Raw genomic sequence first — 14771 nt, forward strand, 5'->3', positions numbered from 1 at the left:
TTCCACAGGGCGTTGCACAGAAGTTGTGGAGAACTGCCCGGGGCGCGCGCCATCGTCAGTTGCGTCTCTCTACGCCCGGCAGCACGCAAAGCAGTTCGAACGCCAGATTCGCCCCGAGCAGCGCAGTCGTGCCGAACGGATCATAAGGCGGCGCCACTTCCACCAAGTCCGCCCCGACGATGTTCAGCCCCCACGCGCCGCGGACGATCTCCAGCGCTTGCGGCACAGTCAGCCCGGCTATTTCCGGCGTCCCGGTGCCCGGCGCGAACGCGGGGTCGATGCCGTCGATATCGAACGTGATGTACACCGGTCCGTCGCCCATCTGCGCGCGCACCTCGTCCATCAAGGGCGCGAGCGAGCGGTGCCAGCACTCCTCCGTCTGCACGACGCGAAAGCCCTGCTCGCGGCACCAGTCGAAGTCGCCCGCTTCGTAGCCCGTGCCGCGCAAGCCGATCTGAACGACGCGCTCGCAATCGAGCAGTCCCTCTTCCACCGCGCGGCGAAACGGCGTGCCGTGCGCGATTTTCTCGCCGAACATGGTGTCGTTGACGTCCGCGTGCGCGTCCACATGAATGAGGCCGACTTTCCCGTGCTTCGCGTGCATCGCGCGCAGAATCGGCAGCGCGATGGTGTGGTCACCGCCGAGCGTGATCGGCTTGCAATCGTGCTCCAGAATCTCCCGATACGCGCGCTCGATGCGGTCGATCGAATCGAGCAGGTTGTACGGATTGATCGACACGTCGCCGATGTCCGCGACGCGCAACGAATCGAACGGCGCGGCGCGCGTCGCCATGTTGTACGGACGCAGCAGCACCGACTCGCTGCGCACCTGACGCGGCCCGAAGCGCGCGCCCGTGCGGTTGGATGTGCCGAGATCGAACGGCACGCCGACGAAACACGCGTCCAGCCCCGACGCCGACTCGACGTACGGCAGACGCATCATCGTCGCGATGCCGCCGCAGCGCGGCATCTGATTGCCCGAAAGCGGCTGCGGCCGCTCCGCGCGATGGTCGCGCAAATAGGAATCGAAGTGGTCGGCGGGCGCGAACAGCGAGGACGTATTCATATCGGTCAATGTCGGTCAATGTCAGTTGAAGTCGGACACTTCGTATTAATACGCGCATCTGCCGCGAGATAAAATGCGGCCGAAATAACCTTCACATCGATTTCGATCGATGTTCCGGCGGCGCGCATGTTCACTCACCTTTCCGACCTCGATTTGCGGCTCATCCGCGTCTTCCTCGCCATCGTGGATGCGGGCGGCGTCTCGTCCGCGCAGGCGACGCTGAACGTCGGCCAGTCGACCATCAGCACGCAGCTGGCGACGCTCGAAAGCCGCCTCGGTTATCGGCTGTGCGAACGCGGGCGCGGCGGCTTCGCGTTGACATCGCGCGGCGAGCAATTCGTCGATGCGTGCCGCACGCTGCTCGCCGCCGTCGATACCTTCGATTCGACCGCGCGCAATGTCGGCAAGAAGCTCGTCGGCACGCTGACGCTCGGGATGATCGGCAATACACCGGTGAGCGCGAACGCGCGCATCAGCGAGGCCATCGCGCGATTCAGGCAGCGCGACGAATCGGTGCGCTTCTCCGTGCTCGTGCGATCGCCGGGCGAACTCGAAGAAATGCTGCTCGCCGGGCGCATCCAGATGGCGATCGGCTATTTCTGGCATCGGGTGCCGTCGCTCGACTACACGGAGATCTTCGCGGAGGACCAGCTCGCCTATTGCGGGCAAGCGCATCCTCTCTTCAAGCGCGCGGGCCGCGTCACGCTTGCGCAGACCGCCGGTCACGACTGGGCGTGGCGCAGTTACCCGCTGCCGGAGGCCGCAGCGCTGATGCCGGGCTCGATCACCGCCGTCGCCGACAACATGGAAGCGGTCGCCATGCTCGTGCTGTCAGGGCGGCACCTCGGCTATCTGCCGGAGCATTTCGCTGCACCGTATGTAGACGACGGCTCCCTTGCGGCGCTGAATCCGAAGGCGATGCGCTACCGGGTCGCGTTCCAGATGGTCACGCGCGCGGACAGGGCGCGCGGCGCGCGCGGAACGAAGAGCGATATCGTCGATGCGTTGATCGAGGATATGACGACAGCGCATCGCGTGTCGCCAATAACAGCTTCTTAGCCGTCAAAACTAATCAACGCCTGCCTCTACAACATGCATCGCGCATTTTTCAACCAGGTAGGCGAAAATCGATTGCGAATTCAATCGGACTCCTCTTATTATCGTCTGACGCATCAACGGATCGCTTGAGAACAGTCCGTCCATGCGCGCGGTCTCGACAGCCGCGACAACACGACCAATAAGGGGAACACGATGAGCAAATCGAAGCTGCGCAGTGCGGAACGCTGGGGAATCGCAATGACGGCCGCGGCCGCCTGCGTTGCCACGTCGGCGAACGCGTACACGATGCCGGGCGGCACGATCACATTCAGAGGCGCACTGGTTTCGCCGCCGTTCGCGGTAGCGGCGGTATCAGCGCAAGCGGGATCAGCGACATGGAGCCGAAGCGGGCAAACCGCGATTGTCGCGTTCGACGCCTATCCGAACAGCACACCGAACGCTGCCGTTTCGCTGAGGGCGGACAACCATCGCGCGACATCCGATGCCCTGACCACGGACTTCGTGGACGGCAACGGTCGTCGCATTGCGGCGGGCAGCGACGGCGCGTTTCGCGTCGGCGGCTCTGGTGGAGTCTTATCGATAGAGAGCAAGGCGCGATCAGCACAACGCGTGACGGTCGTCACCGAATATCGCTAGACCCGCGAACAGGACGCGCGGCTCCGACGAGCCGCGCCGAGAAATCATCCGTTAATGACGTCCGCGCCTTTGGGCACGTTGAACTTGAAGGTATCGGCCTTGACAGGCGGATTCTTCTGGATGTTCGAGAACGTGAGCAACGTCACGTTGCCGAATACGTCGTGCAGTTCCATCGCTTCCAGATTGCCGTCCTTGAAGCCGATGCCAACCGTCTGGAACTGCGTGTCCTTCGCCTTCGGTGTCAATTCCAGCCAGTCGATGCCGCCTTTTACGCCCGCATCGCGCAACGTGAAGTTCTTTTCCAGATCGTTGCTGCCGAAGAGAATGGCCGCCGGGCTCGCGCCGAGCGCGCCGCCGAGACTGCGCACCGTGACCTGGTTCAAGTCCTTGTCGTAGACGTAGAGCTTGTCGCCGTCTGCCTGCAAGAGCTGCGAGTACGGCTTCTCATAGGACCAGATGAACTTGCCCGGCCGCGCGAACATGAACGTGCCGCTCGACATCGTGCCCTTGGTCGGCGTCGTGACCGTGCTCGCGCCGTTATTGACCTTGCCGGGCGCCTTGACTTCCTGCTGCGTGAAATCGCCGCGCGCCGCGTGAACCTGCGACACGAACAACTTCAACTGCTCGGTCCCGCTCGCGAATGCGTGCGATGCAAACGACATCGACGCCGACAGCAGCGCCGCGCCGAATGCCTTCTTCCCCGTGTACTGCTTCATCCTGTTGTTCTCCTTCCGTAGCCGTCCGCGCGCTATTCCGACTCGCGAGCGGGCGTGAGGATCTCGCGGTTGCCGTTCGACGACATGGCGGACACGAGACCCGAATTCTCCATCTGTTCCAAAAGGCGCGCGGCGCGGTTATAGCCGATGCGCAAGTGCCGCTGCACGAGCGAAATAGACGCGCGCTTGTTCTTGATGACGACCTCGACCGCCTGATCGTACAAAGGATCGGACTCGCCATCGGTCGACCCGGTTCCGCCCGCGCCCGCCGCGCCTTCGTCGCCTTCGCCCGCCAGCCCGCCTTCCAGAATGCCTTCGATGTAATTCGGCTCGCCGTGCTCCTTCAGCTTGTCGACCACGCGATGCACTTCCTCGTCCGACACGAACGCGCCGTGCACGCGCACAGGCAGGCCCGAACCCGGCGGCAGATACAGCATGTCGCCCATGCCGAGCAGCGATTCGGCGCCCTGCTGATCCAGAATCGTGCGCGAGTCGATCTTCGACGACACCTGGAACGCCATGCGCGTCGGCACGTTCGCCTTGATGAGGCCGGTGATCACGTCCACCGAGGGACGCTGCGTCGCGAGAATCAAATGGATGCCCGCCGCCCGCGCCTTTTGCGCGATACGCGCGATCAGTTCTTCCACCTTCTTGCCGACGACCATCATGAGATCGGCGAGTTCGTCGATCACCACCACGATGTTCGGCAGGCGCGTAAGCGGCTCCGGATCGTCGGGCGTGAGGCTGAACGGATTCGGAATCTTCTCGTCGCGCTTCTTCGCTTCGTCGATCTTCGAATTGAAGCTCGCGAGATTTCGCACGCCCATCTTGCTCATGAGCTTGTAGCGGCGCTCCATTTCGGCGACGGCCCAGTTCAGCGCGTGGCCGGCCTGCCGCATGTCGGTGACGACCGGGCACAGCAGATGAGGAATGCCTTCGTAGACACTCATTTCGAGCATCTTCGGATCGATCAGAATGAGCCGCACCTGGTCCGCGCTCGCCTTGTAGAGCAGCGACAGGATCATCGCGTTGATACCGACCGACTTGCCCGAACCCGTCGTGCCCGCGACGAGCAAGTGCGGCATCTTGGCGAGATCGGCACAGACCGGATTGCCGCCGATGTCCTTGCCGAGGCCCATCGTGAGCGGCGAGGCCGCCGCCGCGTAGACTTCGGAGCCGAGAATCTCCGAGAGCTTGACCGTCTGCCGGCGCTGGTTCGGCAATTCCAGCGCCATGTAGTTCTTGCCGGGAATCGTCTCGACGACGCGAATCGACACGAGCGACAGCGAACGCGCCAGATCCTTCGCCAGACCGACGATCTGGCTGCCCTTCACGCCCGTCGCCGGCTCGATTTCATAGCGCGTCACGACCGGCCCCGGATACGCGGCGACCACGCTCACTTCGACGCCGAAATCCTTCAGCTTCTTTTCGATCAGGCGCGACGTGTATTCCAGCGTATCGGCGGCGATGGTTTCCTGCGTCTTCGGCGGCGGATCCAGCAACGCGATGGCCGGCAACGTGGAATCGCCCGGCAGATCCGCGAAAAGCGGCACCTGCTTTTCCTTTTCGACGCGCTCCGAGCGCGGCGGCGTCGCGACCGGCGGCACGATCACGACCGGCTCGTGATCCTCGTGCTTCACGCGCGAGCGCACGACCTTGCCTTCGCGCTTCGATGCGGCTTCTTCGCCGAGCTTGCGGTCGCGGCCCGCTTCGCGGCGCAGTTGCGCGCCGGTGATCGCGTTGAGAATGCCTTCGCCGACTTTCTCGCACACCGAGAGCCACGAGAACCGGAAATACAGCGACAGACCAATGGCGAGCGCAATCAGCAGAAAAAGCGTCGCGCCCGTGAAACCGAGGGCATGCGATACGTGACGCGCGATCATGTCGCCGACCACGCCGCCGGGCGCGCGCGGCAGCGGCACCTTGAGCGACCACATGCGCAGCGCCTCGATGCCGTCCGTTGCGAGCAGCACCAGGACGAACGCGAACGCTTGCGCAAGCCACGTGCGGTCGCGCGGCGCGCCTTCATCGTCCGACGATGCTTGCGCCGCAGGTTCCGCGATGCGCCGGTAATTGGCGACAATGCGCCGCCCGAGCAGCACGACGAGCCAGTACGACGACAGCCCGAACACCAGCAGCAGAATGTCCGACGTGTACGCGCCGACGCGCCCCGCCCAGTTTGAAATGTGATCGACGCTCACGGCGTGCGTCCAGCTCGGATCTTTCCGGCTGTACGAAATGAGCGCCATGACGAGGAAAAGCCCGAGGGCGACCTGGAGAATCCAGCGAATCTCGGTGAAGAGCCGCGACATGCGGTGCGGCAACGCCTGCGGGCTCGCGGAATAGGATGCTTTGGCCATTGATTCGGTGTCGCTTGTCGCGGCCGCCGTCGATTCGATCGGGGCCGCATGAACGGTGACCTATTGTAAACGCTGCATTGCGGCGAGAGGCGCAAAAACGGCCGCGTTCTTGCAACCTGTAACACTCCTCACATGCCGTTCATCGCCCGTTTCTGCGTGAAATCTGCGGCGCGCGCCTATCAAAGCGATTGAAAGGTTCACTCGGAGGGCTCTCGCGGCGGCCTTTATAATTGACGTCTCGCATCCAACTACGGGTCATCGGCGGCACGCACCAGGTGCCGAATTTGCTGCACGAATCGCAACGCATGCACTGCCGATCCGACCATCAATAACGGACCACCATCATGTCATCACCGCAACCCGCGCCCAAACACGCCAAAGTGCTGATCCTCGGTTCCGGCCCCGCCGGCTACTCCGCCGCCGTCTACGCGGCCCGGGCGAATCTGGCGCCGCTGCTCGTCACCGGCCTCGCGCAAGGCGGCCAGCTGATGACCACGACCGACGTCGAAAACTGGCCGGGCGATCCCTCGGGCGTGCAGGGTCCGGAACTGATGCAGCGCATGGAAGAGCACGCGCGCCGGTTCAACACCGAAATCGTGTTCGATCACATCCATACCGCGAAACTCAACGAGCGTCCGCTCCGTCTTATCGGCGATGCGGGCGAATACACCTGCGATTCGCTGATTATTGCGACGGGTGCGTCGGCGCAGTATCTCGGCAATCCGTCGGAGCAGGCGTTCATGGGCAAGGGCGTGTCTGCCTGCGCGACCTGCGACGGCTTTTTCTATCGCAATGGCGAAGTCGCCGTGATCGGCGGCGGCAACACGGCCGTCGAAGAGGCGCTGTATCTGTCGGGCATCGCAAAGAAAGTGACGGTCATTCACCGCCGCGACAAGTTCCGCGCCGAGCCGATTCTGATCGACCGCTTGCTCGCGAAGGAAAAGGAAGGCGTGGTCGACATCAAGTGGAATCACGTTCTCGACGAAGTGACGGGCGATGAATCCGGCGTCACCGGCCTGCGCGTGAAGCACACGCAGACCGGCGAGATCACGGACATTGCGTTGCAGGGCGTGTTCGTCGCGATCGGCCACAAGCCGAACACCGAACTGTTCGCGGGTCAGGTGGAGATGAAAAACGGCTACATCCTGACGAAGGGCGGCACGAGCGGCAACGCGACGGCAACCAGCATCCCCGGCGTGTTCGCGGCCGGCGACGTGCAGGACCATATCTACCGCCAGGCGATCACCAGCGCGGGAACCGGCTGCATGGCCGCGCTCGACGCGCAGCGTTACCTCGAAGCCATCGACGAAACGCCGACGCCGCATTCGATGAGCCACGAAAAGGATCGGTAAGCAGGGAGGCGCCGCGCGCCTAGCCGACGTTTCGTCAAAAACGGGCCCCGGTTCGCGCCGCCGGCCCGTTTTTTGTTTCCAGCATCGTGGACGGGCGTTTCGTGCCGGCGCATCCGGCAATGACCGCGCCCGTGGCACAATCGGCGCTTCACGTCGGATCGCCGCTCCTTCCGCCGCTGCATTCGCAGCCGTACTTTCTGGCCGAACGATGCCCAAAAATCTTCCCCACCCGAACGAACCGAAGCCGCGCCGACCGCAGACGCCGCGTCCGGCCGCTGCGGAAAAGCCGCCTGCCGCCGATCCGCGCGATGTGAAGGACGCGCTCAAGCGCGACGGCCTCGCGGGGCTGGCTGCGCTGAAAAGCGCGCTCGAGGCGGACGCCGACAAGCGCGCCGCCGAACGCGCCGCGGCGGCGCTCGCCGAGCGTGAAGCGGCCGCGCACGCTGACGAGTTTCGCCGCTCGATCGGCCAGATCGAGCCGCTGAAAACGCCGCCGCGTATGACGGTGACGCGCGTTCCCCCGCCGCCGCTTCCGCTGCAAAGCCGCCGCGACGAGGAAGCCGTGCTGCAGGAGGCGCTCTCCGACGAGTACGACCCGGAAAGCCTGCTCGACATCGACGAGACGCTTTCGTATTGCCGGCCGGGTATCAGCCAGGAAGTCGTGAAGAAGCTGCGGCGCGGCGCGTGGATCGTGCAGGCGCAGCTCGATCTGCACGGCATGCGCCGAGAGGAAGCGCGCGAGGCGCTCGCGGAATTCATCCGTGAATCGGTGAAGCGCGGGCTGCGCTGCCTGCGCGTGATTCACGGCAAGGGCTTGGGCTCCATCGGCAAGGAACCGATTCTCAAGGGCAAAGTGCGCGCGTGGCTCACGCAAAAGGCGGAAGTGATTGCCTTTTGTCAGGCGCGTCCGCACGACGGCGGCGCAGGCGCCGTGGTCGTTCTGCTGCAGCCGGGCGGCACGCCGCGGCATCACAATCATCCACAAGACAAGACCCGCTGAACAACGAACGTGCATCCCAGACTCACCCTCGCCATTTCCATCATGGAGGCGCTCGCGATCTTCGCGTATGCGCTTTCCGGCCTCATCGAAGCGAGAAAGCGGCGGCTGGATGCCGTCGGCGCTTTTCTCGTCGCGCTCGCCACGGCATTCGGCGGCGGCACGGTGCGCGACGTGCTGCTGTCGCGCCGCCCGTTCTACTGGGTCGAACATCAGGATTACGTGCTCGCCATTTTCGCGATGGCGATTTTCGCGCCGCTCTTTCTGCGGCTGACGTCGCGCGTTTTCGATCAGCGCGCGTTGCTCGTCACCGATGCGATCGGACTCGGCCTGTTCAGCGTGTCGGGCACGTCGATCGCGCTCGATGCGCAGATGCCCGCGTTCACCGCCACGATGATGGGCGTCACGACCGGCGTCTTCGGCGGCATCATGCGCGACGTGCTGTGTAACGAGATTCCGCTGATCTTGCGCGATTCGCGCCCCTACGCGGTGTGCGCATTCGCGGGCTGCTGGATTTATCTCGGCCTCGCGCATCTGGACGTCGACACCATCTACAACGTGCTGCTTTCGACGGCGTTCATCCTCGTCGCGCGGCTTGCCACGTTCAAGCTGGACATTCGCCTGCCGCATTAGGGCGGGCGGGAAAACGCGTCCGTTTGCTACAATCGCGAAGTCAATCCGCCTCGCCCGGCCGCTCGCGCCGGTGCTTCGGGGCACCGGTTTCCTGCCGTCAACACGCACACAGAACATGAACATCGAGCAAGCGCGTTTCAACATGATCGAGCAACAGATTCGTCCCTGGGATGTGCTGGACCTGGACGTGCTCAACCTGCTGTCGATCGTCAAGCGCGAGAACTACGTTCCCGCCGCCTATCGCAATCTCGCTTTCGCGGACCTCGAAATTCCGCTGCCCGGCGGCGAGCGCATGCTGGCTCCGAAGATCGAAGCGCGCATTCTGCAGGAACTGACCGTTCACAAGGGCGAGACGGTGCTGGAAATCGGCTCGGGCTCGGGCTACATGGCCGCCCTCCTCGCGCATCGCGGACGCAGCGTTACGACCGTCGAAATCTCGCAGGAACTGGCCGAATTCGCGAAGCAGAATCTCGCGGCCAACGGCGTGACGAATGCGGAAGTGGTCGTCGGCGACGGCGCACGCGGCTGGAGCCAGGGCGCGCCGTTCGACGTGATCTGCGTCTCGGGCGGCCTGCCCGTGATGCCGCAGGAATTTCTGGAACTGCTGAACATCGGCGGGCGCATCGCTGCTTTCGTCGGCACCGCTCCGGTGATGGAGGCGCAGATCATCACGCGCATCGACGAAAAGCAGTATCGCGTGTCGGCTGTCTTCGAGACTTTCGTCGCGCCGCTGAAGAACGCATTGCATCCGCCGGCGTTCAAGTTCTGAGCGTTCGACTTTCGCCGCCAGGCCGCCGTGCTTCCCCGGGCCCGGCGCCCGTTTTGCCTAACCTGCTCCGCGCCCGCGATTCCATGCAAAACCTGACCGCATCCGAACTTGCCGCGTGGCTCGCGGATTCGTCCCGCCCCGCTCCCGTTCTGCTCGACGTGCGCGAACCGTGGGAGCTTGAGACCGCGAAGATGGAGAACGTCGTCTCTATTCCAATGCGCGACATCCCCGCGCGCAGCGAAGAACTGGAAGACGACGCGCAGATCGTCTGCATCTGCCATCACGGCGCGCGCAGCGCGCAGGTCGGCATGTTCCTCGAATCGCGCGGCTTCACGAATATCTTCAATCTGTACGGCGGCATCGACGCGTGGTCGCGTCAGGTCGATCCTTCGGTTCCGACGTATTGAGCACCAGCGGGCGCTGCGGGCGGCATTCCCGGCGATTGGCGACGGCCCGAAGCACGAATTGTGTCCGCGGCATCGATCGCTCCATTTCGGGTCCTGACGTCGACGAGCGCTGCGCGGTCGGTATGGGTTGCCCCGCGTTGCAACGGGCCCGGAGCGCAATAGCGGGCCTGGCGGCTTTGACCCCTGCTGCGCCTTGGCGGCGTGCCTTCGTTCTTAACGGTCCACGAATTAATTTCGATTCCTGCGCCGCATCGGCCCGGGATCGCGCGAAGCCGATCCTCCGCTTCAACGCATTCATTTCCGCGAGCGCCCCGCCGCCCACTATTTCCGGCGCTTTACGAAAGCAAAAGGCCGCATGCGCTTTCACACATGCGGCCTGATATAGATCACGCCTGAACTACGCTCTAAACCACGTTCATCGCTAGCGCGCTCGCCCGATAATGCTCGGCGGCCTTCTCGGCATCGCCCAATTGCTCGTGCAGGCGAGCCAGCGCCCGGTGCGTCCGGATCTTGAGCGGCTCGTTGTCGGCCAGTTTGAGCGCCGATTCCAGAAACGCCTGCGCCTTGCCCCACAACTGCTGATGCAGACACAAGCGCCCGAGCGTGAAGAGCAGGTCCGCGTCTTCCGTGCGCTCCTTCTGCCAGGCTTCGGCGCGCTGAATGAGCGGGAACGCATCGCCGCCGACGACGCAATCCGGATAGCGGCGCAACAGGCGCGCGTCCCAATTGTGCGCAAGCGCCTCTTCGACGATCTTCCTCGCCTCCGCACGACGGTCAAGCGCGATCAGCAATTCCGCCGCGAGATCCGCGAGACGCGGCGACTGGCGCTCCGTCGCGGAGAGCGACTGCCACAGTTCCAGCAGCGCGTCGGGATTGTGCCGCCGGTCGCGCAGCAGGTTCTCCGCCGCGACCTGCCGCAAACGCACCGCCACGGCCGGATGCAACGCTTCGCGCTTCTCCAGCATGCGCACGAGCTTCAACACTTCCGCCCAATTCTTGAGTTGCTGCTGCGCTCGCAGCGCGATCTGCTGCGCGTGAATGCGCCGCCCGCCTTGCGCCTGAATCTCGGTCAACGCGACGAGCGCGCCGTCAGCGTCGCGGCCATCGGCGCGCATGTCGGCGGTGGCCATGAGGCGCGCGTCCTGCCAGTCGGCGCCGCCGATTTGCGCGAGCCATTCGTCGCGACGCGCGTATTCATGCAGCCGATGCGCCGCGTTCGCGCCGATGAGCCTTGCCGCGCCCTGATTCTCGTCGACGGAAAGCGCATCGCGCGCCGCCTTCTCCGCCTTCGAAAAACGCCCGGCGTACAAGTGGCCGATGGCATCGCGCAAAGAAGCGTTGGCCTTCGCGAGCCGGCTGCGCGCGCGGTAAGCGGCCACGCGCTGCGGCATTTTCCAGACGCCGCGCGCCGCGCGAATCAGCCCGTACAGCACGATAAACAGCACGACGAGCGCAACCGCGAACAGATTGAGCGAGACGTCCACGCGATACGGCGGAACGACGATCAATACCTGCCCGCCGTTGAAGCCGCCGACCGTCGCCACGATCACCGCGACCGCGAAAAGCAGCGCGAGCCAGATGAGTCCTCGAATCGTCATCATCCGCCTCGCTTGAACTGATGCACGGCGGCAAGGCTCGCGTCCAGGTTCGGCACGGCGACCGCGAGCGACGCCTGATCGACCTGTTTCACGAGATCGCGCACGGCGGCGACCTTCTTCGACGACGGATCGAAGTATCGGCCGAGCGAGGCATCCGCGGCCGCGAGATCGGACTTGAGCGTCGGTTCGCTGCGCGACAGCAGCGACAAACGCGCCGACAAGAGCCTCAGCTTGACGTTCTCGCGCACGAAGTAGCCTTGATCGGGCGATGTCAGCATGGCGTCCGCATTGTCGATGCGCCGCACCGACACGAGACTCGACAACTGCTGGCCGATGCCGCTCGTGATCTGCCGCCACAGCACTTTCCAGCGCGGCTCGCCGGTGGCCGCCGCAATCGAAACGCTGTCGCCCGGCGCGGCGGCCTGCGCCCGCGCACGCTCGATCGGCGCTTCGCCCGCGAGCGGCAAGCCGTCGATCTGCTCGATGGCCGTGTCCAGCTTGATCGCGAGACCGGTGAGGTCGGTGGTTTGCGTCGACTTCAGCTTGTCGATGTCCTGCGCGACAGCCTTGCGGATCGCGACGACTTGCGGGCCGGTCGTCGCGGCGAGGCGCGTGTCGGCGCTCTGCAGCGCGAAAAGCGCGAGCTGAACGTTGCCGGTCAACTGCAACTGCTGGCTCGCGCTGGAGAGAATCTGCTCGACTTCCGCGATCGTCCAGTCGTCGCGGTTGCTCGCGAGATCCTGATACTGCTGCTGCAACGCCTGACTGTGCGCTTCGGCATCGGCGAGCTTGCCCTGCAACTGGATCAACTGCGTGTTGAGCGCGGAAGTGGCGCTCGCCGCCTGGTCCGCTTTTGCGCGCAAAGCGGCGTTCTGCGCATCGGCTTCTCCGGCGCGCTGCGCCATTTCCTGTTCCTTGCGGTCCACTTTGCGGTTGAGCGCGTAGCCGCCCGCGCCTGCCGCCACCGCCAGAATGACGACGACGAACCACAACAACACAGTGCCCGCGCCGCCGCGCCGCTTCTGCTGTTCATACGGCGTGAAGGGCGTGTTCGGCGGCAAGGGTGGTGTCACGTTCGGCTGAGGTGAAGCTTTCTTGGAATCGTTCGAGTCAGTCATGCGTGATTGAGCCGGTTGGTGGGCCGGCGGCGTGGCCGGCGATGTATCGGTCGCTCGAGAGAATGCGCCGGCCGTCGCCTGCGCGTCGGGCTCCCGATTCGCTGCCGAGGCGTAGGGAAACAGCGCCTCCAGCGTATGTACGATGCGTTCGTCGCCGGCGCCGGACACCGTAATCCTATCAAAACCCGTTTGGCGAGCGGCTTCGGCAATGCGCGGGTGCGGGCACACGAGCGGCGCGTGCTTAAGCCGCGCGATTTCGTCGGCGGTGAGATGCTCGCGGGCAAGCTGGTCGAGATTGCGCACGCCCTCCGAACTGGTGAGCAGCCACGCATGGTCGCCACCGAGCAGCGCGTGGATGCGCTCCCACTTGCGCATGGACGGCTCGGGCAACAGACGCCGGTACGCCGCGACCTTCGTCACGCGCGCGCCGGCCTGTTCCAGGCGCTCGGCGAGCCATTCGCGCCCGCCGTCGCCGCGCACGATCAAGACACGCTTCCCGTCGAGCCCGTCTGTGCCGAAATGCGCCTCGATGGAAGCGTAAAGCGCCTCGGAATCGAAACGCGGATCGGCTTGCTCTTCCGACGGGCTGATCACGCGATGCCCCGGCGCATGAACGCCCTGCCGCGCGAGCGCCGCGACGCTGCCCGGCCCGACGACCGCCACCGGCACGTCCGCCGGCCACGGCGCGAAGAGGCGGCCGAACGCGTGATCGACCGCGTTCGGCGACACGAACACGACGAGCGCGTATCGCTCCGGCGCGTAAAGCTCGTCGAGTGCGGCGCGAAGGGGCGCGTCGTCGGCAACCGGCGCGATGTCGATCAGCGGGAACTCGAACGCCTCGAAGCCCGCGCGGCCAAGCCGTTCGACGAGCGCCGACGACTGCCCGCCCGGACGCGTGATGACGACGGTGGCGCGGACCGCGCTCGCCATCAGGACGCGTTCGCCGCGGACGGCGGCGCTGGATTGTCCGGCGAACCGTTCGCGGACGGCGGCGCGTTGGGCGCGTCGGCGCGGCTCATCGTCGAAAGCGCGTTGACGATGTCGGTGGCGCCTTGCGCTTCGAGATCCGCCGAAACGCGCTGACCCAATGCGAGCGCGCGCGCCAGATCCGGCGCGCGCACCGATTCTTCCGCGCGCAGCACGCGCTTGCCGTCAGGCATCGAAACCGCGCCGCGCAGAAAAAGCGAGCCGTCGCGCCAGTGCGCAAAGGCCGCGAGCGGCACCTCGCAGCTCCCGCCGAGCGCACGCGAGACCGCGCGTTCCGCTTCCACGGCGAGCGCGGTGGCTTCGTCGTGCAGCGGCGCGAGCCACGCGGCGAGTTCCGGCCGATCCGCGCGGATCTCGATGCCGAGCGCGCCCTGCCCTGCCGCCGGCAAGCTCTCCGAGACGTCGAGCCAGGCGCGGATGCGCGATTCGAGGCCGAGCCGCTTGAGACCCGCCGCCGCCAGAATGACCGCCGCGTAATCGCCGCGGTCGAGCTTGGCCAAGCGCGTATCGAGATTGCCCCGCAGCGGCCGCACGTCGAGATGCGGAAAGCGCGCGCGGATCATCGCTTCGCGCCGCAGGCTGGACGTGCCGACCACGCTGCCCGCAGGCAACGCATCGAGCGATTCGAAATGCGGCGAGACGAAGGCATCGCGCGGGTCGTCGCGCTCGAGAATCGCGCCGAGCGTGAAGCCTTCGGGCAACTGCATCGGCACGTCTTTCAGCGAATGCACTGCGAGATCGGCGCGGCCTTCCGCGAGCGCGGCTTCCAGCTCTTTCACGAAGAGACCCTTGCCGCCGACCTTGGACAGCGTGCGGTCCAGAATCTGATCGCCGCGCGTCGTCATTCCGAGAATTTTGACGTCGCAAGATGGATATAATTTGTGCAGCGCACACCGCACGTGCTCGGCTTGCCACATGGCGAGCCGGCTCTCCCGCGAAGCGATGACCAGCGTGGCGGGCGGTGTCGTTGAATGCGTCTCGGAATTCATTGATGCTCGATCGAATACGGGATGAAATAACAAACAATGGTAGCACGCACGCCACGGTCCATTCGGGCATGGGCGGCGCGCGAA

At 65.0% G+C, this 14771-nt stretch carries 13 protein-coding genes; 7 read left to right on the plus strand and 6 right to left on the minus strand.

The window, feature by feature from the left end:
- Nucleotides 1–55: 55 nt before the first annotated feature.
- The gene (speB, locus tag P9239_RS14575; RefSeq protein WP_309752004.1) at nucleotides 56–1066 is read right to left on the minus strand and encodes an agmatinase; all 1011 of its coding nucleotides are present in this window, start codon (nucleotides 1064–1066) and stop codon (nucleotides 56–58) included.
- A 126-nt stretch (nucleotides 1067–1192) separates the two neighbouring features.
- On the opposite strand from speB, the gene P9239_RS14580 reads away from it, so the two are divergent.
- Both P9239_RS14580 and P9239_RS14585 read left to right on the plus strand, forming a co-directional pair.
- On the plus strand, nucleotides 1193–2125 hold the full coding sequence (locus tag P9239_RS14580; RefSeq protein ID WP_309752006.1) for a LysR family transcriptional regulator: 933 nt from the start codon (nucleotides 1193–1195) through the stop codon (nucleotides 2123–2125).
- Nucleotides 2126–2317: 192 nt separating this feature from the next.
- Nucleotides 2318–2761 carry a hypothetical protein gene (locus tag P9239_RS14585; protein WP_309752008.1) on the plus strand — a complete coding sequence of 148 codons (444 nt, stop codon included), beginning with the start codon at nucleotides 2318–2320 and terminating at the stop codon, nucleotides 2759–2761.
- 44 nt (nucleotides 2762–2805) lie between these two features.
- On the opposite strand, the gene lolA is transcribed toward P9239_RS14585, so the two are convergent.
- Nucleotides 2806–3477: an outer membrane lipoprotein chaperone LolA gene (lolA, locus tag P9239_RS14590; protein WP_309752010.1), complete on the minus strand. Its 672-nt coding sequence runs from the start codon at nucleotides 3475–3477 to the stop codon at nucleotides 2806–2808.
- Between the two features lie 32 nt (nucleotides 3478–3509).
- Nucleotides 3510–5837, minus strand: a complete 2328-nt coding sequence (locus tag P9239_RS14595; protein WP_309752011.1) for a DNA translocase FtsK 4TM domain-containing protein — start codon at nucleotides 5835–5837, stop codon at nucleotides 3510–3512.
- Between the two features lie 344 nt (nucleotides 5838–6181).
- Here P9239_RS14595 and trxB point away from each other — a divergent pair, with 344 nt between their 5' ends.
- The 5 genes from trxB to P9239_RS14620 all read left to right on the plus strand — a co-directional run bounded on the left by trxB (nucleotide 6182) and on the right by P9239_RS14620 (nucleotide 9995).
- On the plus strand, nucleotides 6182–7189 hold the full coding sequence (gene trxB / locus P9239_RS14600; RefSeq protein WP_309752013.1) for a thioredoxin-disulfide reductase: 1008 nt from the start codon (nucleotides 6182–6184) through the stop codon (nucleotides 7187–7189).
- 208 nt (nucleotides 7190–7397) lie between these two features.
- Nucleotides 7398–8189 (plus strand): Smr/MutS family protein, encoded by a 792-nt coding sequence (locus P9239_RS14605; protein WP_309752014.1) that lies wholly within the window; start codon nucleotides 7398–7400, stop codon nucleotides 8187–8189.
- 9 nt (nucleotides 8190–8198) lie between these two features.
- The gene (locus tag P9239_RS14610; RefSeq protein ID WP_309752016.1) at nucleotides 8199–8819 is read left to right on the plus strand and encodes a trimeric intracellular cation channel family protein; all 621 of its coding nucleotides are present in this window, start codon (nucleotides 8199–8201) and stop codon (nucleotides 8817–8819) included.
- 115 nt (nucleotides 8820–8934) lie between these two features.
- A complete protein-coding gene (locus P9239_RS14615) occupies nucleotides 8935–9588 on the plus strand; it encodes a protein-L-isoaspartate O-methyltransferase (RefSeq protein ID WP_309752018.1) in 654 nt (217 codons plus the stop codon).
- Nucleotides 9589–9671: 83 nt separating this feature from the next.
- Nucleotides 9672–9995 (plus strand): rhodanese-like domain-containing protein, encoded by a 324-nt coding sequence (locus P9239_RS14620; RefSeq protein ID WP_309752020.1) that lies wholly within the window; start codon nucleotides 9672–9674, stop codon nucleotides 9993–9995.
- A 404-nt stretch (nucleotides 9996–10399) separates the two neighbouring features.
- Here the strand turns inward: P9239_RS14620 and P9239_RS14625 are convergent, their stop codons facing one another.
- Genes P9239_RS14625 through hemC form a run of 3 tightly spaced genes read right to left on the minus strand, consistent with a single transcriptional unit; the run spans nucleotide 10400 to nucleotide 14687 of the window.
- On the minus strand, nucleotides 10400–11593 hold the full coding sequence (locus P9239_RS14625) for a heme biosynthesis protein HemY (RefSeq protein WP_309754059.1): 1194 nt from the start codon (nucleotides 11591–11593) through the stop codon (nucleotides 10400–10402).
- Complete coding sequence (gene hemDX, locus P9239_RS14630; protein WP_309752022.1) at nucleotides 11593–13641, minus strand: fused uroporphyrinogen-III synthase HemD/membrane protein HemX; 2049 nt, start codon at nucleotides 13639–13641, stop codon at nucleotides 11593–11595. The genes P9239_RS14625 and hemDX overlap by 1 nt, the downstream gene beginning before the upstream one ends.
- Nucleotides 13641–14687 carry a hydroxymethylbilane synthase gene (gene hemC, locus P9239_RS14635; RefSeq protein WP_309752024.1) on the minus strand — a complete coding sequence of 349 codons (1047 nt, stop codon included), beginning with the start codon at nucleotides 14685–14687 and terminating at the stop codon, nucleotides 13641–13643. Before hemC ends, hemDX begins: the two co-directional genes overlap by 1 nt.
- Between the last annotated feature and the right edge of the window lie 84 nt (nucleotides 14688–14771).

It is taken from the genome of Caballeronia sp. LZ062 (assembly GCF_031450785.1).
Taxonomy (GTDB): domain Bacteria; phylum Pseudomonadota; class Gammaproteobacteria; order Burkholderiales; family Burkholderiaceae; genus Caballeronia.